This window comes from Amycolatopsis sp. NPDC047767 (assembly GCF_040704195.1).
Classification (GTDB): domain Bacteria; phylum Actinomycetota; class Actinomycetes; order Mycobacteriales; family Pseudonocardiaceae; genus Amycolatopsis.
The window spans coordinates 46,445-70,436 of the sequence record NZ_JBEYSJ010000030.1 but is presented as its reverse complement, the minus strand read 5'-3'; the positions used below and the strand labels follow the sequence as shown (position 1 = coordinate 70,436).

Annotated in this window: 28 protein-coding genes; 9 read left to right on the top strand and 19 right to left on the bottom strand. The window is 69.5% G+C overall.

Going from position 1 to position 23,992, the window contains the following annotated elements:
* The 5 genes from AB0878_RS37785 to AB0878_RS37765 all read right to left on the bottom strand — a co-directional run bounded on the left by AB0878_RS37785 (position 1) and on the right by AB0878_RS37765 (position 5,834).
* Positions 1–954 (bottom strand): ABC transporter permease, encoded by a 954-nt coding sequence (locus AB0878_RS37785; protein WP_366585651.1) that lies wholly within the window; start codon positions 952–954, stop codon positions 1–3.
* Positions 947–1,873 carry an ABC transporter permease gene (locus AB0878_RS37780; RefSeq protein WP_366585649.1) on the bottom strand — a complete coding sequence of 309 codons (927 nt, stop codon included), beginning with the start codon at positions 1,871–1,873 and terminating at the stop codon, positions 947–949. Before AB0878_RS37780 ends, AB0878_RS37785 begins: the two co-directional genes overlap by 8 nt.
* A gap of 96 nt (positions 1,874–1,969) precedes the next feature.
* A complete protein-coding gene (locus AB0878_RS37775; protein WP_366585647.1) occupies positions 1,970–3,592 on the bottom strand; it encodes an ABC transporter substrate-binding protein in 1,623 nt (540 codons plus the stop codon).
* A 166-nt stretch (positions 3,593–3,758) separates the two neighbouring features.
* Positions 3,759–4,712: a Ppx/GppA phosphatase family protein gene (locus AB0878_RS37770; RefSeq protein WP_366585645.1), complete on the bottom strand. Its 954-nt coding sequence runs from the start codon at positions 4,710–4,712 to the stop codon at positions 3,759–3,761.
* 24 nt (positions 4,713–4,736) lie between these two features.
* Complete coding sequence (locus AB0878_RS37765) at positions 4,737–5,834, bottom strand: lytic murein transglycosylase (protein WP_366585643.1); 1,098 nt, start codon at positions 5,832–5,834, stop codon at positions 4,737–4,739.
* A 9-nt stretch (positions 5,835–5,843) separates the two neighbouring features.
* Here AB0878_RS37765 and AB0878_RS37760 point away from each other — a divergent pair, with 9 nt between their 5' ends.
* Positions 5,844–6,425: a hypothetical protein gene (locus AB0878_RS37760; RefSeq protein ID WP_366585641.1), complete on the top strand. Its 582-nt coding sequence runs from the start codon at positions 5,844–5,846 to the stop codon at positions 6,423–6,425.
* A gap of 132 nt (positions 6,426–6,557) precedes the next feature.
* Positions 6,558–6,839 carry a hypothetical protein gene (locus AB0878_RS37755; protein WP_366585639.1) on the top strand — a complete coding sequence of 94 codons (282 nt, stop codon included), beginning with the start codon at positions 6,558–6,560 and terminating at the stop codon, positions 6,837–6,839.
* Positions 6,840–6,938: 99 nt separating this feature from the next.
* On the opposite strand, the gene AB0878_RS37750 is transcribed toward AB0878_RS37755, so the two are convergent.
* Positions 6,939–7,484, bottom strand: a complete 546-nt coding sequence (locus AB0878_RS37750) for a DUF501 domain-containing protein (protein ID WP_366585637.1) — start codon at positions 7,482–7,484, stop codon at positions 6,939–6,941.
* A gap of 669 nt (positions 7,485–8,153) precedes the next feature.
* Here AB0878_RS37750 and AB0878_RS37745 point away from each other — a divergent pair.
* The gene (locus AB0878_RS37745; protein ID WP_366585635.1) at positions 8,154–8,384 is read left to right on the top strand and encodes a hypothetical protein; all 231 of its coding nucleotides are present in this window, start codon (positions 8,154–8,156) and stop codon (positions 8,382–8,384) included.
* On the opposite strand, the gene AB0878_RS37740 is transcribed toward AB0878_RS37745, so the two are convergent.
* The 5 genes from AB0878_RS37740 to AB0878_RS37720 all read right to left on the bottom strand — a co-directional run bounded on the left by AB0878_RS37740 (position 8,381) and on the right by AB0878_RS37720 (position 11,689).
* Positions 8,381–8,626 (bottom strand): helix-turn-helix transcriptional regulator, encoded by a 246-nt coding sequence (locus tag AB0878_RS37740; protein ID WP_366585633.1) that lies wholly within the window; start codon positions 8,624–8,626, stop codon positions 8,381–8,383. The two genes, AB0878_RS37745 and AB0878_RS37740, sit on opposite strands and share 4 nt — an antisense overlap.
* Complete coding sequence (locus tag AB0878_RS37735; protein ID WP_366585631.1) at positions 8,626–9,117, bottom strand: DUF2975 domain-containing protein; 492 nt, start codon at positions 9,115–9,117, stop codon at positions 8,626–8,628. The genes AB0878_RS37740 and AB0878_RS37735 overlap by 1 nt, the downstream gene beginning before the upstream one ends.
* Before the next feature lie 111 nt (positions 9,118–9,228).
* Positions 9,229–9,591 carry a septum formation initiator family protein gene (locus AB0878_RS37730; protein WP_220244275.1) on the bottom strand — a complete coding sequence of 121 codons (363 nt, stop codon included), beginning with the start codon at positions 9,589–9,591 and terminating at the stop codon, positions 9,229–9,231.
* A 241-nt stretch (positions 9,592–9,832) separates the two neighbouring features.
* A complete protein-coding gene (gene eno / locus AB0878_RS37725; protein ID WP_220244276.1) occupies positions 9,833–11,119 on the bottom strand; it encodes a phosphopyruvate hydratase in 1,287 nt (428 codons plus the stop codon).
* Positions 11,120–11,218: 99 nt separating this feature from the next.
* Positions 11,219–11,689 (bottom strand): VOC family protein, encoded by a 471-nt coding sequence (locus AB0878_RS37720; RefSeq protein WP_366585629.1) that lies wholly within the window; start codon positions 11,687–11,689, stop codon positions 11,219–11,221.
* 72 nt (positions 11,690–11,761) lie between these two features.
* On the opposite strand from AB0878_RS37720, the gene AB0878_RS37715 reads away from it, so the two are divergent.
* A complete protein-coding gene (locus tag AB0878_RS37715) occupies positions 11,762–12,163 on the top strand; it encodes a tetratricopeptide repeat protein (RefSeq protein ID WP_366585627.1) in 402 nt (133 codons plus the stop codon).
* A gap of 139 nt (positions 12,164–12,302) precedes the next feature.
* Positions 12,303–12,509, top strand: coding sequence for a hypothetical protein (locus AB0878_RS37710; RefSeq protein WP_366585625.1), 207 nt, complete (start codon positions 12,303–12,305; stop codon positions 12,507–12,509).
* Positions 12,510–12,692: 183 nt separating this feature from the next.
* Here the strand turns inward: AB0878_RS37710 and AB0878_RS37705 are convergent, their stop codons facing one another.
* Positions 12,693–13,406 carry a murein transglycosylase gene (locus AB0878_RS37705; RefSeq protein ID WP_366585739.1) on the bottom strand — a complete coding sequence of 238 codons (714 nt, stop codon included), beginning with the start codon at positions 13,404–13,406 and terminating at the stop codon, positions 12,693–12,695.
* Between the two features lie 409 nt (positions 13,407–13,815).
* Here AB0878_RS37705 and efeU point away from each other — a divergent pair, with 409 nt between their 5' ends.
* The 4 genes from efeU to AB0878_RS37685 are packed head-to-tail and all read left to right on the top strand — an operon-like array spanning position 13,816 to position 17,510.
* Positions 13,816–14,664 (top strand): iron uptake transporter permease EfeU, encoded by an 849-nt coding sequence (gene efeU / locus AB0878_RS37700; protein WP_366585623.1) that lies wholly within the window; start codon positions 13,816–13,818, stop codon positions 14,662–14,664.
* The gene (efeO, locus tag AB0878_RS37695) at positions 14,661–15,812 is read left to right on the top strand and encodes an iron uptake system protein EfeO (RefSeq protein ID WP_366585621.1); all 1,152 of its coding nucleotides are present in this window, start codon (positions 14,661–14,663) and stop codon (positions 15,810–15,812) included. Before efeU ends, efeO begins: the two co-directional genes overlap by 4 nt.
* The gene (gene efeB, locus AB0878_RS37690; RefSeq protein ID WP_366585619.1) at positions 15,809–17,065 is read left to right on the top strand and encodes an iron uptake transporter deferrochelatase/peroxidase subunit; all 1,257 of its coding nucleotides are present in this window, start codon (positions 15,809–15,811) and stop codon (positions 17,063–17,065) included. Before efeO ends, efeB begins: the two co-directional genes overlap by 4 nt.
* 34 nt (positions 17,066–17,099) lie before the next feature.
* The gene (locus AB0878_RS37685; RefSeq protein ID WP_366585617.1) at positions 17,100–17,510 is read left to right on the top strand and encodes a PPOX class F420-dependent oxidoreductase; all 411 of its coding nucleotides are present in this window, start codon (positions 17,100–17,102) and stop codon (positions 17,508–17,510) included.
* Positions 17,511–17,515: 5 nt separating this feature from the next.
* Here the strand turns inward: AB0878_RS37685 and AB0878_RS37680 are convergent, their stop codons facing one another.
* From AB0878_RS37680 to AB0878_RS37650, 7 genes are all read right to left on the bottom strand, one after another.
* Positions 17,516–19,102, bottom strand: coding sequence for a carboxylesterase family protein (locus tag AB0878_RS37680; protein ID WP_366585615.1), 1,587 nt, complete (start codon positions 19,100–19,102; stop codon positions 17,516–17,518).
* Complete coding sequence (locus AB0878_RS37675; protein ID WP_366585613.1) at positions 19,102–19,716, bottom strand: TetR family transcriptional regulator; 615 nt, start codon at positions 19,714–19,716, stop codon at positions 19,102–19,104. The genes AB0878_RS37680 and AB0878_RS37675 overlap by 1 nt, the downstream gene beginning before the upstream one ends.
* A 102-nt stretch (positions 19,717–19,818) precedes the next feature.
* Positions 19,819–20,373 carry a hypothetical protein gene (locus AB0878_RS37670; RefSeq protein ID WP_366585611.1) on the bottom strand — a complete coding sequence of 185 codons (555 nt, stop codon included), beginning with the start codon at positions 20,371–20,373 and terminating at the stop codon, positions 19,819–19,821.
* Positions 20,370–21,695: a hypothetical protein gene (locus AB0878_RS37665; RefSeq protein ID WP_366585609.1), complete on the bottom strand. Its 1,326-nt coding sequence runs from the start codon at positions 21,693–21,695 to the stop codon at positions 20,370–20,372. Before AB0878_RS37665 ends, AB0878_RS37670 begins: the two co-directional genes overlap by 4 nt.
* The gene (locus tag AB0878_RS37660; RefSeq protein ID WP_366585737.1) at positions 21,692–22,495 is read right to left on the bottom strand and encodes an ABC transporter ATP-binding protein; all 804 of its coding nucleotides are present in this window, start codon (positions 22,493–22,495) and stop codon (positions 21,692–21,694) included. The genes AB0878_RS37665 and AB0878_RS37660 overlap by 4 nt, the downstream gene beginning before the upstream one ends.
* Positions 22,496–22,516: 21 nt before the next feature.
* Positions 22,517–23,293, bottom strand: a complete 777-nt coding sequence (locus AB0878_RS37655) for a zf-HC2 domain-containing protein (RefSeq protein ID WP_366585607.1) — start codon at positions 23,291–23,293, stop codon at positions 22,517–22,519.
* The gene (locus AB0878_RS37650) at positions 23,290–23,871 is read right to left on the bottom strand and encodes an RNA polymerase sigma factor (RefSeq protein ID WP_366585605.1); all 582 of its coding nucleotides are present in this window, start codon (positions 23,869–23,871) and stop codon (positions 23,290–23,292) included. Before AB0878_RS37650 ends, AB0878_RS37655 begins: the two co-directional genes overlap by 4 nt.
* Positions 23,872–23,992 lie beyond the last annotated feature (121 nt).

Below are 23,992 nucleotides of genomic sequence, written 5' to 3'. Positions count from 1 at the left end.
TTACCTCGACTTCGGGTCGAGCGCGTCGCGGATCCCGTCACCGAGCATCACGAACGCGAGCACGGTGATGGTGACGAACGCACCGGGGAACAAGAGCATGTGCGGGTCGGCCCGGAAGTAATCGCGCGAGTCGCTGATCATCACGCCCCACGAGATCACCGGCGGCCGCACGCCGATGCCGAGGTACGCGAGCGTCGCCTCGGCACCGATGGCCGCGCCGAGCGCGATGGTGGCGTAGACCAGCACCGGCGCGAGCGTGTTGGGCAGCAGGTGCCGGAACACGATGCGCGGCGTGCTGGCGCCCAGCGCCCGGGCGGCCTTCACGTAGTCGAGCTGCTTCGCGACCAGCGTCGCCGAACGCATGATGCGCATGGCGACCGGCCAGGTCAGCACGGCGATGGAGCAGACCACCTGCACGATGATCGTCACCGCGCCGGGGTTGGAGCCGGGCGCGTTGAACGTCGTGAGGATGACGATCGCGCCGAGCACGAACGGCAGGCCGGCGAAGATGTCGCCCAGCCGCGAGAGCAGGCTGTCGATCAGGCGGCCGTAGTAGCCCGCGAGGATGCCGACCAGCGAGCCGAACACCACCGTCAGGATCGTCGCGAACACGCCGACCAGCAGCGACGCGCGGGCGCCGTAGATCGTGCGGGTGTAGACGTTGTAACCCTGGTTGTCATAGCCGAACCACGCCTCGGACGACGGGCCCTGGTTGGCCTTCGTCAGGTCGCCCAGCCCGGGGTCACCGTGCGCGAACAGGCCCGGCGCGATCGCGATGAGCACGATGAACAGGATGATCACCGCGGAGATCACGAACGCCGGCTTGCGGCGCAGCTGGCGCCAGGCGTCACCCCACAGGCTGCGGGGCTTCTTCGTCTCGGTCGCGGAGTCGTCGATGCGCGACAGCTCCGCCGCGTCGACAGCCGTGCCTCCGACGAGGTTGGGGTCAGTCATAGCGGATCCTCGGGTCGAGAACGGCGTAGAGCAGGTCCACGATCAGGCTCATCAGCAGGTACACGAGCACGAGCAGCACCACGACGCCCACGACGGTGGCGCTCTCGCGGTTCTGGATGCCGCGGAAGATGAGCCCGCCCAGGCCGTTGATGTTGAACACGCCCTCGGTCACGATCGCGCCGCCCATCAGCGCACCCAGGTCGGTGCCGAGGAACGTCAGCACCGGGATCACCGAGTTGCGCAGCAGGTGCACGCCGACCACGCGGCTGTTGGGCTGGCCCTTCGCGATGGCCGTGCGGATGTAGTCGGCGTGGCGGTTCTCGGCGATCGACGTTCTCGTGAGCCGTGCGACGTACGCCATCGAGAGGCTGCCCAGCGCGATGCCGGGCACAATCAGCTCGCCGAAGCCGGGGTTGTCCGACACGCTCGTGTCGATGATGCCGAGCTCGGTGCCGAGCACCAGCTGCAGCACGATCGCCGTGACGAACACCGGGAGCGAGATCAGGAAAGTGGTCGAGACCAGCACCAGGTTGTCGAGGAAACCCTTGCCGCGCAGGCCGGTCAGGACACCCGCGGTCAGGCCGATCACGGCCTCGATGAGCACCGCGATGAGCGCCAGGCGCAGCGTGATCGGGTAGGAGGTGGCGATCAGCTCGCCGACGGAGGTGCCGTTGAAGGTCTCGCCCCAGTCGCCCGTGAACAGGCTGCCGAGGTACTTGAGGTACTGGAGGATCAGGTTGTCGTTCAGGTGGAACTTCTCGGTCATCAGGTCGACGTAGGCCTGGGGGCAGGCCGTCTGACCGCACTTGCCGGAGAAGGGATCACCCGGGACGGCCCACACCAGCACGTAGATCAGGAAGGTCGTTCCGAAGAACACCGGGATCAGCTGGAGCAGGCGTCGCAGGACGTAGCGAATCATGCGTCAGTTCCTAGGAGTGCGCGCCGGGCGAGCCGCGGACCGTCCTGGTGAGACGGTCCGCGGCTGCCTTGGTGGTGGGACGTCTTTCTCAGCGCGTCACTTGGTGACCTCGACCGACGAGTAGTCGGCGCGGCGGCGGAAGTCGAGCGTCACGGTCTTGGTGTGCTTGGACTTCGCGGCCACACCCTTCTCGTCCCAGACCGGGATCGACGGCAGGTCCTTGGCGATGGCGTCCTCGGCCTGCTGGTAGATCTTGATCGCGGCGTCCTTGTCCGGCGTGGAGTCGGCCTGCTCCAGGAGCTGGTCCACGGCCGGGTTGGAGTAGACCGAGTCGTTCGACGAGGCGCCCGTGCGGTAGATCGGGTTCAGGAAGTCCTCGATCGACGGGTAGTCGGCCGACCAGTCCGAGCGGCCCATGCCGGTCAGCTTGTGGCCCGTCACGATGCTGCGCCACTGGCCGAAGTCCGTGGCCGGCACGAAGTCGCACTCGACTCCGAGCACGTTCTTGATGCTGTTGCACGCGGCCACCAGCGGCTCCTTGCGGCCACCGTCGGCGTTGGAGGCGATGGTGAGCTTGCCCTTGAAGCCGGACTTCGCGAACGCCGCCTTGGCCGCCGTCGGGTCGAACTTGCAGAACTCGCACACCGCCGGGCGGTAGCCCTCGATGCCCTGCGAGACGTAACCGTCGGCCGGCACGTACGTGTCGTTCATGACGGTCTTGGTGATCTGCGCGCGGTCGATCGCCATGGAGATGGCCTTGCGCAGGTCGAGGTTGTCGTAGCCGGGCACGTAGTACGGCACGGCGATGGTGCTGATGCCGAGCAGGTGGCCGGTGACCAGGTTGTCCTTGAGGTCGGTCTTGTACTTGCTGCCGGCCAGGGCACTGGGCGGGAGCGTCTCGATGAAGTCGAGCTTGTTGCTCAGCAGGTCCTGGTACGCGGTTTCCTGGCTCGCATAGATCTTGATGTCCAGGTCCTTGAACTTGACCTTGTCCTGGCCCTTGTAGTCGTCGTTGCGCGTCAGCTTGATGTCGACGTTCGGCGTGCGGCTGACGAACTTCATCGGGCCGTTGCCGATCGGGTGCTGCGCGAAGGCCTTGGGGTCCTTGAAGAACACGTCGGGCAGCGGCGCGAAGGCCGTGTAGCCGATCTTGGTGGCGAAGACCGAGAACGGCGCCTTCAGCGTCACCTGGAACTCGTAGTCGCCCTTCACGACCAGGCCGGACATCTTGTCCGTGGTCGGCTTGGCGTTGTCGTCGGCCGGGTGGACGTCGTCGTAGCCCTGGATGTTCTCGAAGAACGTGCTGTTGATCTGCCCGTTGGGCGAGTAGGCGCCGTAGTTCCAGGCGTCGACGAAGTTCTTCGCCTTGACCTCGGTGCCGTCGTGGAACTTCCAGCCCTGCTTGATCTTGATGTCGAAGACCTTGGAGTCGGTCGTGGTGATCGACTCGGCCATCTGGTTGTAGGGCTGTGCGTTGTCACCCTTGAACGCGACCAGCTCGGCGAACATCGCGTCGACGGCCTTCGAGCCACCCAGCTCATTGGTGTTCGTGGGGATCAGGGTGTTCTGCGGCTCGGTGCCGTAGACGGTGAAGGTCCCGTTGGGATCCACCTCACCGGACGACCCGCTACTGCTGGAGCCACCACCGCACGCGGCCAGGACCAATGACAAGGTTGTCACCACCGCGGCGGCTCCCCAGAGCCTGCGTGAACGCCGCATGTTTCCCCTCCATCTCGTGTTCCCGAAAAGTGAGATGGAGGTTATCGGGCTATTGGCGGTTTGTAACCAGATCGCTCGGTTGCAAATGAGTGACAACCTTGTCGCTCACCCGGCCAGAGTACGACCAACGTCGTGTTGATCACCGAGTGTGCCCGCGCTGCTCCGCTCAGGCGAGAGACAGCGCGATTCCGTCGAGGATGTCGTGTTCGCTGACAACCAGCTGGTCCGGACCACCGCGTTTCGCGAGCTGCTCGGCCAGTACCTGCACGATCACCGCACCCCCGCCGATCACGTCCACCCGGCCCGGATGGATCACGGGGTTGGCCGCGCGGGTGGCCCGGTCGGCCGCCAGCAGGCTCGTCGCGAGGCTGTCGATCTGGGCGTGGGAGAGCTTCGACAGGTGGGTGCGCTCGGAGTCGTACTCGGGCAGCTCCTGGGCGACCGCTGACAACGTGGTCACCGTGCCGGCGACCCCGATCCACGTCTGGGCCTTGGCCACGTCGACGACGTCGAAGGCCTCTTGGAGGATGGTCTCGGCGGTGGTTTTCGCCCGGGTGATCTCCTCCGGGGTGGGCGGGTCGCCCTTGAGGTCACGCTCGGTGATGCGGACGCAGCCGATGTCGACGGACTTGGCCGCGAGCACCTCGGCGCGCCGGCCGTCCCAGGTGCCGAGGACCAGTTCGGTCGAGCCGCCGCCGACGTCGACGACCACGAAGGGCCCGTCGTCCGGGTCCTGCTCCCCGACGGCACCGGTGAAGGACAGGCGCGCTTCCTCGTCGCCGCTGATCACTTCGGCCTCGACGCCGAGCGTCTCGCGTGTCATGGCGAAGAACTCGTCGCGGTTGCTGGCGTCCCGGGTGGCGGAGGTGGCGACCATCCGGACCTTTTCGACGCCCTTGCGCCGCGCCGCGATCGTGTAGTCGGCGAGGGCTTTCCGCGTCCGCTCCAGCGCTTCCGGCGCGAGGCGGCCGGTGGCGTCGACGCCTTGGCCGAGGCGCACGATGCGCATCTCGCGGTGCAGGTCGCGCAAGTCGACCGTGCCGTCGTGGCGCGGCGTCAGCTCGGCGACGAGCAGGCGGATGGAGTTGGTCCCACAGTCGATCGCGGCTACACGAGGCATGGCGTCGACCTTACTGGGTCGAGGTCAGGACGCTGGGGCGTTGCTCGTCGGGGTCGGTGAGTCGCTGCTGCCGTCCGGCGGAGCGGAGCTTTCCTGGCCACACGGCGGAAGGCTCGGGGTGGTCGTCGGGCTCGTGCTCGGGCTTTCGGGTGTGGTCGCCGGCGTGCTGTCGGCTGTGGTGCTGCTGACGCAGGTCGGCGAGGTGCTGGTGGTCGTCTCTGTCGACGTGGTGGTGCTGCTGCTCGGGCTCCCACTCGGCGGCAACGACACCGGCGGCGGCCCACTCGGCGGCGCACCCGACACCGGAGGCGGCGGCACGGCGGGCGGCGGCGGATTCACACCCGCATTGGGCGCCCCGACGGGAATCTGGCTGTCCGGCAACGGCGCGACGCCGTTGCGGTAGGCCTCGGCCCAGAGGATGACGGTGTTCACGTAGACGTCGGAGTTGTTGTAGCGGTAGATCGCCGTGCGCAGCTGGTCCGGGTTCGCGACGTCCAGCCCACCGGAGCAGAGGTAGCGCGCCGTGGCCAGCGAGGCGTCGAACAGGTTCTCCGGGTCGGCCGCGCCGTCGCCGTTCCCGTCGGACGCGTACTCGCGCCACGTCGCGGGGATGAACTGCGCCGGGCCGACGGCGCGATCCCAGACGGTGTCGTGGTCCAGCACGCCCCCGTCGGTGTCGGGAATCGCCGCGAACGGCCCGCTCCCGTTGAGCTCCGGCCCGAGGATCGGTTCGAGCGCCGTACCCGCCGCGTCGACATAACCACCCCGCGCGTGGTTGGACTCGATCCGCCCGATGCTGGCCACCAGCGCCCAGTCGATGTGACAGTTCGGCTGCTTGTGGGCGAGGATGTCGGCCGCGTTGTGATACGCGGCCAACGCCGTGGTCGGAATCCCGAGGGGCCCGTTGGGCAACTCGTACGCCGGCAACGGCAGCGGAACGGGCGAATCGGGCAAGCTCCCGTCGACCGCGACCTTTTCCACCTGGGGGTTCTGGGGGTCGTAACCCTGTTCGAGCGCCACGTTTTTGGTGTGGGTCGTCGGCAACCCGGCCGTCCACGCACCGACGGCCACCGTCAACGCAATCGCCGGCACGACCGCCAACACCCCCACGGCGACGGACACGACGTTCCGATGCTCAGCGGTGACCTTGCGGCCGCGATACCGGGCTTTCCTCGTCGCGACGCGCAGACTTCTCGGCCCCCGGGGCGCTTGGCCCGGCCTCGACCAGCGGCGGGGTCTGTCTGGGGTTTCTGCATCCGCTGCTTCTGCTTCGCCCGCCTCAACTCCTCGTGCTTCTGCTTCGCCTACTTCGGCAGCAGCGCCGACTTCACCTTCTTCAGCGGCTTCGACGCCTTCGGCGACTCCGCCCGCCGCAGCCGGAGCCTCGCCACCCTGCGCTTCGGGCTCAACGTCAGGAGCCACATCGTTTCCGCTGGCCACCCCGGCACGAGCTTCGCCGATTTCGCCCGGTTCAGCCTGAGCCTCGCCGCCGTGTGCGCCCGGCTCGTTGTCAGATCCCGCGGGCTCAGTATCGCCGGCTACTTCGGCGCTAGCGTTGCCGATCTTGCCCGCTTCGGCCTGGGCTGCTCCGCCGTCTTCTTCGGCTTCGACGACTTCGCCCTGAGCATGCTCAGCTGCGCCCGTCTCAGCCTGGGCCGCGTCGGCTTCGCTCGCTTCGGCGCGCGCGGCTCCAATCCCTGCGGCCGCAGCTGAAGCTTCGTCGAGCGGTTCGTCTCGAACCGCGGTGCCTTCAGCCGACTCGCGACGAGCGCCTTCGCCGTCCTGAGCGCGCGAAGCTTCGGATGATTCAGCTGCAGTCTCTTCAGCGCCTTCAGCCACTCCAGGGTGAGCGACTTCAGCTTGGGCTTCGGGTTCTCCGTCTGCTTCGACCTCGGCAACGTCCGCTTCGGGCTCACGGAGATCCGCGGCGTCCACACCGAGGTCGTGGCCGCGACCTTCCACATCGTTCGCCTCGGCTTCGGCCGGAGCCGGGGCGCGGGTGGCGTCGGCGTGGGGTCCAGTGCGGAGCTTGCGGGCAATGTGCCCGAGTCCGCGTGGCGCCCGCATGGTTCGAACCCTCCTCGGGGTCACCCGGTGGTGAGCCCGATGGTTGCCTACGTCGTGTGAAGATTCCGTACTCAGCTTGGCGGCGGGTCACCCGTACGGGAACCCACAGATGCAGTAACTGCCCGCCTGTCCGGACTATCTGCACACGAGACGGGAGCGTTACCCCTCGTCGGCGGCGGATTCGGCAGCGGTGCACTCGCCCGACGGCCAGCCCTGGGCGTGAAGCCAGGCGAGGGTCTCGTCGCCGAAGGGGTTGACGCCCGGGCCGGCGGCGAGGGTGTGGGCGAGGTGGACGTGAAGGCACTTCACGCGCCCCGGCATGCCGCCGGCGGTGACCTGCGTGCCGAGGGACTCGATGGCGTCGCGCTCGGCGAGGTAGGCCTCGTGGGTGCGCAGGTACGCCGCGGCGAGCTCCGGGTCGGTCTCGAGCCGCGCGGTCATCTCCTTCATCACGCCGGACGCCTCCAGCGTGCCGACGAGCGACGTCAGCCGCGGGCACGTCAAGTAGTACAGCGTGGGGAACGGGGTGCCGTTCTCGAGCCGCGGGCTCGTCTGCACCACCGACGGGTGCCCGCTCGGACACCGCGCCGCCACGGCCCGCAACGCACGCGGCGGACGCCCGAGCTGCTCCCTGATGATCTCCCGGTCGGCATCGGTGACCGGCTCGAAGCGGGGGGTTTCCGTGCTGCTGTTGCTGCTGTTCACGTCCCCCAGGTTAATGCCGCCGACGCCCGGCCCCTCCGCCGCCTCCGCCCAAACCCCCGACTTATCCACAACTCGGCTCCCCTGTGGACAACTCGGCCCCTCACGGCCTCGACCACCGTTTTCGTCGGCCCCCGCCGATAGAATGGAACCGGGGCGCAGCGGTTGAACGCACCCAGGATCAAGTTGCCTTCCCCAAACCCGAGCGACACCCCCGGCCGGCGGACCCGACCAGCGATCAGGATCCGCTCGGCCAAGCTCAGAAACCGGGCAGACACCATCAGCAACTATGGCGGCTGTCACGGCCTCGGCCCACCACCGCTTCACCGTCCGATCAATGATCCCCACCCACCGAACCTCTTCCCGACTCCACCTGTATCCACCAGCGCAAAGCAAGCGGCCACTCCACCGCCAGACACCTGCCGCACTCAGACGAAACCCGAACCCTCACCAGCACGGCTCGATCCCGACACCCTCAAGCCATGAACAACCCGTGACCACTCCGGTGTTGCAACCACTCCTGGAACCCGCCAGAGGGCGGGGCCTGCGGTCCCGGCGTCGGCGCGCGATTTGTGCTCAAGCGAGGCCGGGCGCAGCGGAGGATCATGACGCCGTTGTGGCTCGCCCTCGGGTGTCGGGCGTGCAACCCCGATCCCAGGCAGACGACACTCCATGACAGGCACGACGAAGGGCCTTGGCCTGGGCTCAATCGTCGTGATCACGGCCGGAGCAGTGGTGCTGTCCGTCGGATCCATCAGCTACCAGGCCGACTCCGGAACCGGAGCGAACATCGGCGCCGACGTCGCTCTGACGTTCGGCCCCTACCTCGTCGCCCTGGGCCTGCTTCTGGGCATCGGCGCCGCCGTGGCCCACTTGACCGGCCGGGCACGCCAACGCCGCTAACCCGTGCCACCAGGCGTTTTCACGCCCGCCTGAGCCACCTCGGCCTCCCACCGCAGCAGATCACCCGGCTGACACTCCAGCACCTCACAAAGCGCCGCCAGCGTCGCAAAGCGCACGGCCTTGGCGCGGCCGTTCTTCAGCACCGCCAGGTTCGCCGGCGTGATCCCCACCCGCTCCGCGAGTTCGCCGACCGACATCTTGCGCCGGGCCAGCATCACGTCGATGTCGACGGCGATGGGCATCAGATCACCTCGTCGAGCTCGGCCTGGAGCTGCGTGGCCTCGACGTCGCGGGCGACGGCCTGGGCCAGGAGCATGCGGAGCACCAGCACGATGAGCGCGACGCCCAGGATGGCCACGCCGATGCCGCCCATGATGAGGGTGACGCCGGGGTCGTCGCGCTGGCCGGGGGCGTTGATGGCCGTGACCGTGAACCACACGAGGGCCGCCGCGACGATCGCGCCGATGACGATGTCGACGTAGCGGAAGGCGGCAGGCGAGAACACCGTGCCGCGGCGCACCATCGTCACCAGCCGCCACACGCAGACCACCGCGACCTGCACCGTCACCAGGCCGACGATCGTCACGAGGCGCAGCGCGGTCAACGGCAGCTTCCCGTCCTCCGGATCGCTCCCGGTGATCAGCACCCACACCATCAGCACCTGGATCAGCACGGTTCCGGTGAGCACCACCGCGAGCACCGTGCGCAGTGCGTTCACTGCCAGCTTTCCCACAGGGCCATCCTCCCATCGAGTTACGATGGGAATCTATCGAAATTCGATAGGTGAAGCAATAAGAAAACGGCGGGGCACCCGAAGGCACCCCGCCGCTCAAACACCGAGAACTCACCCGCCCGACACTGAGTCCCACAGCTTCTCGTACCAAGACCCCTGCGGAACCGCCGCCGGGTTGGCCGCGGGCGGCGGCGCGGACGGCTGGTCCTCCGGCAGCTGCACGATGTACGGCGTCTCCCCCGGCTTCACGTACCGCAGCCGCCGGCGGGCCTCCGCCTCGATCTGCGCCGGGTCGCTGAGCTGGGCCTTGCGGTCGCGCAGGACGTCGACTTCCTTCTGCAGCTGGGCTTGCTGCGCCTCCTGGTCACGCACTTCCGAGCGCTGGCTCAGGTACGTCCGCAGCGGCACGGCGACGGTGAACGCCAGCGCACACACGACGATCGCCACCACGGCCGCGCGCCGGGTGGTCGACATGCCGAGCACCTTGGCCGCGCCGGACGCGCGTTTGGCCGCGAGGCCACGGCGCAGCCGAGCCCTGGTCGTCTCCGAAGCGCCGGAAGCGTCGGAAGCACCCGAAGAAACAGGGCGACGCCGCGCCGACGCGGGGCGACGGGCCCGCGTGGACCCGCCTCCCTCGGCGCGCCGGGTCCGCGAGGACCCGGCGCCGGTAGCGCCGCGACGGCTGCGCGCCCTCCCCCGGTCGGCCATGAAACCCTCAGGCCTCCGCGGTGAACCGCGGGAAGGCGAGGTCGCCGGCGTACCGCGCGGCGTCCGCCAGCGTCTCCTCGATGCGCAGGAGCTGGTTGTACTTCGCGATCCGCTCGCCGCGCGCCGGGGCGCCCGTCTTGATCTGGCCGACGCCGGTGGCGACGGCGAGGTCCGCGATGAACGTGTCCTCGGTCTCGCCGGAGCGGTGGCTCATCATCGACTTGTAGCCGTACGACGTGGCCAGCGACACCGCGTCCAGCGTCTCCGACAGGGTGCCGATCTGGTTGACCTTCACCAGCAGCGCGTTGGCGGCGCGGCGGGTGATGCCCTCCTCGAGACGGTCCGGGTTGGTGACGAACAGGTCGTCGCCCACGAGCTGGACCTTGTCGCCGACCTCGGCGGTCAGCTGGACCCAGCCGTCCCAGTCGTCCTCGCTCAGCGGGTCCTCGATGGACACGAGCGGGTAGTCGCGCAGCAGTTCGGCGTAGTAGGCCGACATCTGCTCGGCGCTGCGCTTGGTGCCCTCGAACGTGTAGGCCCCGTCTGCGAAGAACTCGGTGGCGGCCACGTCGAGCGCGAGCGCGACGTCCCGGCCCGGCGCGTAGCCGGCCTTCTCGATCGCCTGCAGGATCAGGTCGAGCGCCTCGCGGTTGTTGCCGAGGCTCGGGGCGAAGCCGCCCTCGTCGCCGAGGCCGGTGGACAGGCCGCGGCCCTTCAGCACGCCCTTGAGCGCGTGGTAGACCTCGGTGCCCCAGCGCAGCGCCTCGCGGAACGACTCGGCGCCGATCGGCGCGATCATGAACTCCTGGATGTCCACGTCGGTGTCGGCGTGGGCGCCACCGTTGAGGATGTTGAGCATCGGCACGGGCAGCACGTGCGCGTTCGGCCCGCCCAGGTAGCGGAAGAGCTCCAGCTCGGCCGACTCGGCGGCGGCCTTCGCGACGGCCAGCGATACGCCGAGGATCGCGTTGGCGCCCAGGCGCGACTTCGCGGGCGTGCCGTCGAGGTCCACGAGCTTCTGGTCGACGATCCGCTGGTCCACGGCGTCGACGCCCACCAGGTCCGGACCGATCTCGTCGAGCACCGCGGCGACCGCGCGCTCCACGCCCTTGCCGTTGTAGCGGCCGGTGTCCCCGTCACGCAGCTCGACTGCTTCGTGCTCACCGGTGGACGCACCCGACGGGACAGCGGCCCGCGCCAGCGTGCCGTCGTCGAGCGCCACCTCCACCTCGACGGTCGGGTTGCCACGCGAGTCCAGAATCTCGCGCGCGCCTACCTGCTCGATGAGAGCCACGCCATGCTCCTCAGTGGGTCGTGCCTGCGGTGACGCCGCCCAGAGTAGCCGTCCGCGGCTTTCACCCGTTGGAGGCACGGCCATTCCGCTCAGTGCCCGTCAGTGTCCTTCCGAGCCCTCCGGGCGCACTTCGCGCCACCCGGACGGCAGCTCGACGGTCTCCGACGTCTGCTGCCAGAACGTCCAGCTGTTGCCCCCGGGGTCGGCCACCGTGAACACGCGCGCGCCGTACGGCTGATCCTGCGGCGGCCCCGGCTCGGCGTCCTCGCCCAGCGCGGACCGCACGCGCTCGTACTGCGCGTCGACGTCGGTCACGTAGATGATGTTGAGCTGCCCGACCGGTCCCTCGACGCCCTTGGCCGCCCAGTATTCGGGACCCACGCCCGCGAGCTGGACCGTTCCGGTACCCGCGCAGAGCGTCGCCTGGAAGACCTCCCCGGACGCGTCCTCGAACCGCACTTCCTCCCGGAAGCCGAAGACCCTGGTCAGCCACTCCAGCGCCGCCGTCGCGTCGGTGTAGTAGAGGTAGGGCGCCAGGCCCAGGTAGCCGGGTTCCTGTCCGCTGCTCATGGCAGGACAGTCCACCACGACCCGTCCGCCGCCTCGTGCGAGGCCCTCCGGAGCGGTATCGTCGGAGTGACCATGACGGACGCCGCAGCAGCACCAGAGCCCACCGGCGAAGACCGTTTCCGTGCCTTCCGCCAGGCCGAGGATCTGGTCGATCGCCACCGCCCGCTCGACGCGCTCAAGGCGCTCGAACCCCTGCTCGACGAGACGGACAAACCGAGCGTCCAGCTCCTCGCGGGCCGCGCTTACTTCCATTCCGCGCAGCTGCGCCGGGCGGAGCGCGCGTTCACGCGGGTCCTCGAGCTGGATCCGACGGATCACTACGCCCGCTTCGTCCTCGGGCGGACCCTCCAGCGCCTCGGCCGGTTGGCCGAGGCGCTGGCACAACTGCGGATGGCCTCGGCGATGAACCCCGTGCCGGAGTACCTGGAGGCGATCGCGGAAGTGACGGCGCGGATCACGCTGCAGGACCGGTGACGGGCTCGGCCTTTCGGTCGATCAGCGGTTCTTCGGGTGTGACCTTTCGGCGTCGCCGCTCGGCCGGTCGGCTGATCCGGCGGACCCCCCTCGCGAGCGAACCTTGAGTCATCACGGAGAACGACCCGAGGAGCTCGAGATGAACGTCTTCACCTTCATCGCCGTCTACGCCGGCCTCGCCGTCCTGCTGCTGGCGGCCCTGTCGCCGGTGATCGTCGAGTTGGACGCCCGGTTCCCGGTCGGCCGCCGCTCGCGCGCCACCGCCGCTTCTGCTTCGCCTGCCGTGCCTGCCGCGCCGCGTCCGGCCAAGGCCCTCAAGGGCACGCGGATCACCGCCCACGCCTGAGGCGCCTTAGCACACGGCCGACTCGCCGCCCGGCTAACTGAGCGACTTATCCACACCGCGGTCCGCTGCGCGCGGGGTTGTCCACAGATTCCGCGAAGCCGGTTTCCAGGCCGCTGACCTCGGTAGACTGGGTTCGGGGACGCCCCCCTCGGGAGGGCGGGGGCCTGTCTTGCCGGCCGGTGGTCAGGGAGCAACACTCGCCGCTGCGTAGGAGTCGGCGGAGGAGAAGACGGACTGCACGTAGTCCACCGAGGCGTTGTAGAACAGCATCGCGCGCCACCAGCCCGAGGGGGTGGCGAGGTCGTCGCCGCCGGAGCAGAGGTAGCGGGCGGCCGTGAAGGCGGCGTCGTCGATGTTCTGGGGGTTGGCGGGTTTGCCGTCGCCGTTGGCGCGTTCGGCGTATTTGTTCCACGTGGCCGGGGTGAAGCGCAGGGGGCCGAGTTCGTGGTCGGCTTTGCGGTCGCCGTCCAGGGCGCCGGAGTCGGTGTCCGCGCCCGCGGCAGCGCCGACGACGGAGGGGGTCACGTCCCCGGAGGAAGACACCGCGAGGGAAGGCGTGGCCAGGTGGCCGACACCCGCGAGGGTCGCCCAGGACAGGTGGCAAGCCGGTTTCTGGCGGCGCATCCACATTTCCGCGCGGCCGTAGGCGGCGAGGACCCGGGGGGACAGCTGGGTCTTGCCCGCCACGCGCGTGGCCCACGCGTCGAGCTCGGCCTGGTCCGATTCGGTCGGGCGGTCGGGCGGGGCGGCCAAGCCTGCACGCGGAGCCGAACCACCCGATTGGGGACGCTGCGGTGGCACCGAGAACGACGACGTAGCCGGAGCCACAGCCGGAGCGGCCGAAGGAGCCGGGTCGCGCACCCCGATCGTCACCACCAGCACGATCCCCGTGAGCACCAGCCCCAGAGACAACGCGATCCGGCTGACGTAGCGACGGGGCGGAGACGTCGTCTGAGTGGTATCGGCCACCCGGACAGGTTACTTCTCCCACCTTTGCGTGACGCCATATCGGGTGATCACGAAACGCCCGACCGGACACAGTCGGAGGCCGATCGAACACTCCCCGCAACCGCCTCACCTCGCGGAAGGCAAGCGGACGGTTAACTCCCAGCCCCAGCAGCTCACGTCACACAATTCGTTATGGATCCGCCGCCCACGTCGCTGACCTGCGGTTACCCTAACCTAACCCGACCGGGTAGTCCGATTTGTCCGGTCACCCGCCGGACCTCGGGCGTACGCTCCTCTGGACTTACAGGCAAGCCTTACCTAAAAACATCAGGTCAGGTATGCGGAGGAGGGCTGAGCAGTGGTGTTTTCGAGCGCGCTCATCGGGTTGCGCGAAGGGCTCGAGGCCGCCCTGGTGGTCAGCATCCTGGTGGCGTTCCTGGTCAAGACCGACCGGCGCCACGCGCTGAAGTTCGTCTGGCCGGGCGTGGGCGCGGCGGTGCTGCTGTCGGTCGCCGTCGGCGCGATCCTGACCTACAGCACCGCGCAGCTGAGCTTCGAGCACCAGGAGCTGCTGGGCGGCAGCCTCTCGATCGTCGCGGTCGCGTTCGTCACGGCGATGATCTTCTGGATGCGCAAGGCTTCCAAGCAGATGGCCGCGGAGCTGCGCGGCAAGATGGAGGACGCGCTCAACGTCGGCCCCGCCGCCGTGCTGCTGCTGTCGTTCCTCGCCGTCGGCCGTGAAGGCCTCGAGACGGCCGTGTTCTTCTACTCCGCCGTGCAGACCGCGCAGTCGGACACGATCCAGCCGCTCATCGGGTTCGTGGTCGGCATCGCCGCCGCGATCGTGATCGCGTACCTGCTCTACCGCGGTGCCGTGCGGTTCAACCTCGCGAAGTTCTTCACCGTCACCGGTGTGCTGCTCGTGTTCGTCGCCGCCGGCGTGCTCGGCTACGGCCTGCACGACCTGCAGGAAGCCGGCTTCATCCCCGGCCTGACCACCCTCGCGTTCGACGCGTCGAGCACGCTGCCGGAAACCTCTTGGTACGGCGCGCTACTCAAGGGGGTCTTCAACTACTCGCAGCAGACCACCGTGCTGCAGGCGATCGCGTGGGTCGCCTACGTGGTGATCGTGCTCCCGCTCTTCCTCAAGCCCACCAAGAAGAAAACCGTCACGGCTGAAGCCGCTGCGGCCGCTGTCAAGGAGTGACCGTGCCCCTTTCTCCCAGAACCCCACTGGCCGTGCTCGCCGGGGTCGGCGCCCTCGTGGCCCTGTCCGCGTGCGACAGCACCGACTCCGCGACGAGCGGCTCCGGCGCCGCCGGACCGATCAAGGTCGAGGCTTCCGACAGCACCTGCGCCGTCGCCGCGAACACCGCCAACGCGGGCAACGTGACGTTCGAGATCACCAACAAGGGCACCAAGGTCACCGAGTTCTACCTCTACGCCGAGGGCGACCGGATCATGGGCGAGGTGGAGAACATCGCCCCCGGCCTCAACCGCCGGCTCATCGTCGAGGTCCCCGAGGCCGGCAAGTACCAGACGGCGTGCAAGCCCGGTATGGTCGGCAACGGCATCCGCGGCGACTTCACCGTCACCGGCGGCGCGCAGAAGCAGACCGACACCGACTCGCAGAAGGCCGAAGCCACCAAGAGCTACGCCACCTACGTCGCCAACAACACCGCCGCGCTCGAGACGGAGACGCAGAAGTTCGTCGACGCCGTGAAGGCCGGCAAGGTCGACGAGGCGAAGGCCGAATACGCCACCACGCGCGTGTACTACGAGCGCATCGAGCCCGTCGCGGAGAAGTTCGGCGACCTCGACCCGGCCATCGACGTGCGCGAGGCCGACCTCGAGTCGGGCCAGAAGTTCACCGGGTTCCACCGGCTCGAGAAGGACCTGTGGGTCACCGGCCTGCAGCCCGACAGCCCGCAGATCGCCGACAAGCTGCTCACCGACGTCAAGGACCTGGTCGCCAAGACCAAGACGCTGCAGCTGAGCGCGCTCGACCTCGCCAACGGCGCCAAGGGCCTGCTCGACGAGGTCGCCACCGGCAAGATCACCGGCGAGGAAGAGACGTTCTCGCACACGGACCTGTGGGACTTCCAGTCCAACGTGGATGGTTCGAAGGGTGCGATCGCCTCGCTGCGCCCGATCCTGCAGGAGCGCGACCCGGCGCTGGTGTCCACTCTGGACAAGCAGTTCGCCAACGTGCAGGCACTGCTGGACAAGACGCGCGTGGGTGACGGGTTCAAGTACTACAACCAGCTGTCGCAGGACGAGATCAAGGCGTTCGCCTCGGCGGTCGACGCGCTGAGCGAGCCGCTGAGCAAGGTCGCGGAGGTTGTGTCGAAGTGAGCGAAGAGGGCACCCGCGTCTCCCGCCGCAAGCTGTTCGGCCTGGCGGGGGCGGGGGTCGCCCTGGCCGGCGCGGGGGCGGCGGCCGGGGTCGGCATCGACAGAATGGGCGGTTCCACGGCGCAGGCCGCGGTGACCACTGTGGACTTCCACGGCGAGCACCAGGCCGGCATCGTCACGCCGACTCAGCAGAACCTGCACTTCGCCGCGTTCGACGTGACGACCACCGACGTCGGCGAGCTGCGGCAGCTGCTGCGCACGTGGACGTCGGCGGCGCGGCGGATGACGGCGGGCCAGGAGGTGGTGCCGAACGGCGCCGTCGGCGGCGCGGCCGAAGCCCCGCCGGGCGACACCGGTGAGGCGCTGGACCTGCCCGCGTCCGAGCTGACGTTGACGATCGGTTTCGGTCCGTCGCTGTTCGACAACCGGTTCGGCCTGGCGTCGAAGCGGCCGGCGCAGCTGATCGACCTGCCGCTGTTCCCGAAGGACAAGCTCGACCCCGCGCGCACCGGCGGTGACCTGTGCATCCAGGCGTGCGCCAACGACCCGCAGGTCGCGGTGCACGCCGTGCGCAACCTCGCGCGGCTCGGCTTCGGCGTCACCGAGGTGCGCTGGTCGCAGCTCGGTTTCGGCCGCAGCGCGTCGACCTCGCGCGAGCAGGCCACGCCCCGCAACCTGTTCGGCTTCAAGGACGGCACCAACAACATCAAGTCCGAGGACACCGATTTCCTGCGCGACGAGGTGTGGGCCACGGCCGGCGACGGCCAGGCCTGGATGGCCGGCGGCTCGTACCTGGTGGCGCGGCGGATCCAGATGCACATCGAGACGTGGGACCGCGAACCGCTGGAGGGCCAGGAGCAGATCATCGGCCGCACCAAGGGTTCCGGCGCGCCACTGGGCCAGACGGCGGAGTTCGACGAGGTCGACCTCGGCGTCCGCGGCGCCGGCGGCGTGCCCCTGATCGCCGACGACGCGCACATCCGCCTGGCTTCGCACCAGACGCTGAACGGGACCCGGATCCTGCGGCGCGGCTACAACTTCGTCGACGGTTCCGACGGCGTCGGCCACCTCGAAGCCGGCCTGTTCTTCCTGGCCTTCAACCGCGATACGCGCAAGCAGTACGTGCCCATGCAGCAGGCGCTGTCGTCGAAGGACGCGATGATGGAATACGTGCAGCACACCGGTTCGGCGCACTTCGCGGTTCCGCCGGGCCTGACCCCCACCTCGAACTGGGGCGACGGCCTGTTCGCTTGACTTCAAGTGGGGTTGAACTTGCACGGTGGAGTGCATGTTCACCTCAGCAGAGCTCGACTACCTCGCCACGCAGGGTCTCGGCCGGCTCGCCACCCAGCAGCCGAACGGGACCCTGCAGGTCAGCCCCGTGGGCTTCACCTACAACGCCGAGGCCCAGGCCATCGACATCACCGGCTACCACCTGACCCAGAGCCGCAAGTACCGCAACGTCGCCGCCAACGGCCGCGCCGCCTTCGTGGTGGACGACCGCCCGTCGCTGAACCCCATGCGCGTGCGCTGCCTGGAAATCCGGGGCCACGCCGAGGTGCTGACCGACGTCTTCGCGCCCGACGGGCACCTCGACGGCGCGGTCATCCGGCTCCACCCCGAACGCATCATCAGCATGGGCATCGACGACGGTGACGTGCCGCCGTTGGAGATGAAGCCGAACAACCGCAACGTCTGAGGCCGCTACCGGATCGTCGACCAGAACCCGCACTGGTGCTCGGCTGCCGCGTCCACCGGCTGGATCTGGTCGGGCGCCAGCTGAAGCCGCCCGTGCGCCGTCCCGGCCGGCCACTTCGGGGCGCCCGCGTGGTTCGGATTGCCGGTGCGGGCGAAGGTGGTCCAGTAGGCGATCATGCTCGCCGCCAGGTCCTGCTGGGGCTGGGTCTTCAGCAGGTCGAGGCCGCCCAGGTCGAACAGGTACGGCAGGTCGGACGCGTGCGCGGCGCCCGGGGAGAAGCCGGGGACGTTGATGCCGTTGACGTTGGGGGCGTTGGGGTCCGCGAACTCGTACGGGTACACGGTCGTGTGCCGCGCGAGTTCCTGGTCGGCGGTCACCGTGGGGCAGGCCCAGCCCGCGTCGGTGGTGACGGTGGCCCAGGCCAGTGGCGCGGATCCGTAGCGCGCCAACGGGTACTGGGCCGCGACGCGGTCGGCGTCCGCGCCGAAGGCGGCCTTCAGCAGAGCCGGGTAGGTCTGGTCGGTGATCAGCGTGGGGTCGGCCATCACGGCGCCGCCGACGAACGCGCGTTCCTCGTCCCGGTTTCCGCCGGAGATCACCGGCACGTGCGCGAACTGCCCGTACTGCAACGCCTTCGCCGGGTCCAGCGGCAGCACCGGCGTGCCGTAGGCGAGGTGGTCGGAGAAGCTCTGGTTCAGCGCCACCAGGTCGGCGGCCGGTTTGCCGCGCATGCACGTCAGTTCGTCGCTCTGGCAGCCGTTGCCGTGCGCGGCGTCGAGGCCGTCGGCCTGATCCTGCTGCAGCGAGGTGTAGGGCCGGTCCGCGGGCGCGCCCGGGAACAGCGCGCCGGCCGGCCAGTTCAGCCGGCACGACCCGGAGGACATGATCGCTTTGTCGACCAGGCCGCGGGCCTGCGGCGACGTCAGCATCGCGCACACCGACATGCCGCCGGCCGACTCGCCGAAGATGATCAGGTTGTCCGGATTCCCGCCGAACGCGGTCGCGTTGCGCTTGGCCCACTTCAGGCCGGCGATCTGGTCCTGCAGCCCGAAGGTGCCGGATCCGCGCAGGCCGGGGAGGCCGTAGTAGCCGAAGACGCCGAGGCGGTAATTGAGCGTCACGACGATGACGTTGCCCTGATCGGCCAGCCGGTCGGCGGTGTAGCCGTCGCCGGCGCCGCTGGTGTAGCCGCCGCCGTGCCACCACACCATCACGGGCAGCTTGGCGCCCGGCGCCATGCGGCGCGGGGTGGTGACGTTGACGAACAGGCAGTCCTCATCGGCCGACGCGGGCTGCCCCGGCCCGGCCGCGGTCTGCGGGCAGTGGCTGCCGGCCTTCGTGGCCTCGCGGACGCCGGACCACGGCGTCGCGGGTTGCGGCGCAACCCAGCGCAGCGCGCCCACCGGCGGTTTCGCATAGGGCACGCCGAGGAAGTGGCGGGTGGTCGCGTTCGCGTCGCCGTGCAGCAGGCCGGTGTCGACCCGGACGGTCAGCGGCGCGTCCTCGGCCGCGGCGGCCGCGGCGCCGGTCGCGGTGGACAACGCGAGCACCACCACGGCTGCGGCGGCGGCGGCGATCCTGTGAAGCCTCATCAGTCTCCCCTTGGTGCTGTGGTTGCGATGTCGAACAGGGTCTGCAGTTCCGAGGCGTACGGCTCGACGGAACCGCCGCCCGCGATGTGGGCCAGCGCCGCGTCGAGCGCACCGCGGACGGTCGCGCACATGACATCCACGTCGAACGCGCGGAACTGGCCCTGCTCCTGACCCGCGCGCAAGCCGGCTGCCAGCTCCGCCATCTCCCGCGTGTGCCGGTGGTGCCCGGCGCGCGGCACGCCGTCTTTGTCCGAATAGATGTTGCTGAGCGCCGCCATCTCCGTCGGGTGCGCGGCGTACAGCTCGACGCTGCCGCCGATGAACGTCAGCAACGCCTCGCGCGGCGAGGCCGCCGCCGCCATCCGCGGCCCCAGGAACTCCAGCCCGAGGTCGTACACCGACCGCACCACCTGCTCGATCAGCTCGGCCCGGTCGCGAAAGTGGTACGTCAGCACACCGCGGCTGACCCCGGCCCGCTCGGCGATGCGCACCGTCGACGCCTTCGCCGGCCCCACCTCGGCGATCAGCTCGATCGCACACCGCACCAGCTGCTCGCGACGGGCCGCGTGGATGAAGGACGCGGTGTCGCCTTCCTGAGCTGGTTGAACAGACATGTTCAAAAGCTAGCAGCCCTGTTCAATCGGTGCCACTCATCGAAAAAGCCGGTTGTCGTACCCGCCCCTCGTGCGAGTACGACAACCGGCCGGTCCCCCAGGTCAGCGGCGCGCCCCCACCGCCGAGTACAGCCCCGCGCCTACCACGAACAGTCCGCCCGCGACCCACCACGACACCGCGACGTCCGAGGGCTGCAAGGGCCACGCCAGCACGTGGAACAGCCCCACCGGTTCCCCAGGTGCGAAGAGCGCCAGCACCAGCCACAGCAAAGGCAGCGTCCACCCGAACTGGCCGCCGAAGGCGAACGCGGCCAAGCCTGCCAGGCCGACGAGGCCGAGGCCGTCGCGCAGGATCACAGGGGCTGGGACGGCCGAGGCGCGCACGAGGAGCAGCACGCCGACCGCCACGACGCCCACCAGCACCAGGTGCACGAGCCGCCGCGGGAACCAGCCGAAGGCGGCGGTGCGGTCGAGGTCCACGTCCTGGCCCGAGAGCCCGGTGGCCGCAACGGCGACAGCCGCGCCGAGGGCCAGCGAGGCGAACAGCACCGACCAGTCGGCGCCGGCCAGGATCCGGATCACGAGCGGGCACAGGACCAGGGCTGAAAGGGACGCGGGCAGGCGGCGAGAGCGGGCGTAGAGCGTCAGCCACCTCATTGCGACGCCCCGGTCAGCAAGGCGTATGGGTCGCCGGAGCAGGTCTGCTGAGCCTGGTACGCGGCGGAGACGCGCGCGAGCTGCTCGGCAGCGGGCAGGGCGCGCAACTGCGCCCCCACGTCGTGCATCGGCGTGGTCAGCCAGGAACCGTAGCGGTCGGCGTGCGGTGGATCGCCCGGGTCGCCGAGGAGCCAGGAGGCGATGATGTAGCGCGCCTTCGTGGCGGTCGGCGGGCCGGAGCAGAAGGGGGCGGTCGCGAGGAGCTCGTACTCGAGGTCGCGGCCGGAGACGTCACGCAGTTCGGCGTCGTCGCGGCGGACGACGAGCGCGGACGGGTCGCCGGGGCCGTGGGCCCTGTTCTCCGAGGTCGTCGTCTCGACGACATGCGTCGGCGCAGACGGCAGCTTTGCCAGCAGTGCCAAGGCATCCTTGCCCGGTCCGGCTACAGTGGACAGCCATTCGCCGTGCAGGGCCGTGACGCACACCGGACCGTCGCACACGGGCGCGGCCGCGCTCGGGTTGTCGACGAAGTTGTCGGTCGCCGTGGCCGGGAAGATCGGGATCGCGATCGCGAGCCCGATGAGAGCCGGCAGCACGGCGAACCAGCGCCGGGCCGCGAGCACCAGGAACCCCGTGGCGGCGAGTCCGAGCAGCCAGCACAGCTGACCGATCGACACCGAAACGACCGGGTCCACGAACGCGCTGTACGGCTGCCCACCCGCGGGCGAGAGCAGCGCGATCCGGTTCGGCACCGCCTGCTGCACGGCGCTCCCGCGCACCCCCCCGACCTGCAGGAACACGCCCACCACCAGCGCCACGACCCCGGCGGCCGGCGCCGTCAGCGAGTGCGGCAGCAGCCGCCCGACGGCGAGCCCGACGGCGGCACCCGCCACCACCGAAGCGACGCCGACCAGCAACGGCAGCACCCACGTGAAGGTGAACACCCCGTCGTTCGCGATCACCTGGCCGAGTCCGATCGCGACGATCAGGAGGTAACCGGCCACGGCGGACAGTCCGATCACGAGCCCGACCTTCGCCGTGCGCCGCGCGACGGGCAGCGGGGTCGTGGCCAGCAGTTCGTCCATTCCGGACCGTCGGTCACGCATCCCCTGGATCGCGGCCGCGCACACGATGATCGGCCACAGCAGGGAAAGCAGGTAACGAGACCAGAGGATCGACGGTGTCCACTGGAGGTTCCACGCCTCGGCGTCCTTCCACCACGGCCCGCTGAACAGGAAGAAGAAACCCAGCCCCACGGCCAAGAGCGCGAACAGGAGCCAGGGCGCGATCGTCCGGCGCGCCTCCGTGCGCAGCACGCTCACCAGGAACCCCTCCCCCGGTCGTGGTTGAGCAGCGCCGAGTAGCCACGCTCGATGGGGCTGTCGCCGATGTCTTCGGGCGTGCCGGCGGCGGCCAGCTGGTCGGGCGTGCCCTGGAAGACGAGCTTGCCCTCGGCGAACAGCACCACGTCGGTGCACGCCGTGGCGACGTCTTCCACCAGGTGCGTCGACACGACGACACACGAGTCCTGTCCGAGCTGCGCCATGAGCTCGCGGAAGCGCACGCGTTGCGCCGGGTCGAGGCCCGCGGTGGGCTCGTCCAGCAGCAGGATCTGCGGGTCGTTCACGATGGCCTGCGCGATGCCGACGCGGCGGACCATGCCGCCCGACAGCGTTTTCAGCTTGTCGTCGGCGCGGTCGGCCAGCCCCACGCGCTCGATCGCGCGCTGCACGGCGGCGGGGATGTCCTGTTTGGACATCTCCTTCAGCCACGCCAGGTACTCGACGAACTCACGCACCGTGAACCGCTTGTAGTACCCGAACGTCTGCGGGAGGTACCCGATCCGCCGGCGCAGGCGGCGCTGGTCGATGTGTCCCCCGACTGACTCACCGAGCAGCGCCAGCCCGCCTTCCGCCGGCCGGAGCACTGTCGCCAGTGCTCTGATCAGCGTGGTCTTACCGGCCCCGTTGGGCCCGAGCAGGCCGTGGACTCCCTTGCCCAGGGACAGATCCAGGCCGTCGACGGCCATTTTCCGCCGCCCCACCCGTACTTTCAGCGCTTCCGCCTGGATTTCCCAGGCATAGGTCGACGGAGCGACCTCAGCGGCTTCGACTGCCCGCATGTCCATTGTCCCCTTCCTCCCTCAGTGATGCGCGCTGAGCCGCGTGAAAGCGCTCCGGCGGAGCACCACCACCACAGCCGTCAACGCGAAGATCCCGCCCCAGACCGGGAGCGATCCCGGTTGCAGTGCGAACGAAGAACCCTTGGCCACCGTCGGCAGCACCAGCACCGCGATCCACGCCGCGACCAGCACCAACGCCGCCCGGCTCACGCCGATGAGCCCGCCCAGCGCCAGGGTTCCCGTGGTGAACGCGAGGCTCGGCAGCAGTGCCAGCCCCAGATTCGTGCCGGTGAGCCAGCCCGCGAGCAGCAACACGGGAACGACGGTCACCAGCACCGCCGTCGTGCGGCGCAGCACGAGGTCCAAACCGGCCCGCGGACTCGCGGCGACCAGCTCGTACGCCGGATCGAGGCCGCGGGACCACGACGCCGCGACGCCCAGCACCGGCAGAACCGGTGCGAAAATCTGGACGAACGACAGGTTTCCCTGGAACCCGCGGTCGAGCAGCACGGCCACGACCGCCACCAGCACCGTCATCACCAGCCACGGCAGCATCACCGGGGTCGCCCAGCTGCGGGCCGTGAAGCGGCCGGGTACGCGTTGGGGCTTGGTGGTGAGCTGGGGCTGGAGTCCATTCCAGACCGTCTCGATCATGGGGTCCGATGTGGACAGTTGCGCCAGCCGCGCGCGGCAGACGGCACACGTCTCCAGGTGGGCCTCGGCGGCCCACTCCTCCTCGCCCGGCAGGGTGCCGCCTTCGAGGTAGCCGGTCAGGAGTCGATCCGAGACGTGGTTCATGTCAGTGCCTCTCGCATGGCGATCCGCGCGCGGCGCGCCCGCGTCTTCACAGTTCCTTCCGGCAGCCCGAGCAGCACGGCGGTCTCACGGACGGACAGCCCGTCGAGCACCATCGCCTGCAGGACCTGCCGCAGCTCGGGGGCGAGCGTGCGCAGCGCGTCGCCCACCTCGTCACCGACGGTGCCCCGGAGCGCTTCCTCCTCCGCCGCAGGCGCGATCACGTCGACCTGCGTCACGGTCGGCACCTGCGCGTGCTGCGCCCTCCGCCGAAACGCGTCGACCAGCCTTCTCGCGGCGATCGTCCACACCCACCCGACCGCCGACCCGCCGGCCGCAGCTCCGGCGAACGACCCGGCCGCGCGCCACACCGCGAGGTACGTCTCCTGCATGACCTCCGCGACGACCTGCTCATCCGCACACCGGCGCCGCAACCGCACCGCCAACCAGGGCGCCGTCCGCCGGTAGAACTCCTCGAACGCCGCCCGATCACCCCGCGCAACCCGGCGGACGAGCTTCTCCTCGTCCACCTCTGTCGCGGGCTTCTGGTGCTTCACATCAGGCAAGACGCCGCGAATCATCCCACGGTTCTCGTCGATGTGTGGTTTGGGTCACACCACTGGGTGCAGGGCTGCGTGCCGCGGCTGGAAGTGGTTGTGACCGGGGGATGCACGAATGGCCTGGACCGCTGAGGCGGCGGAG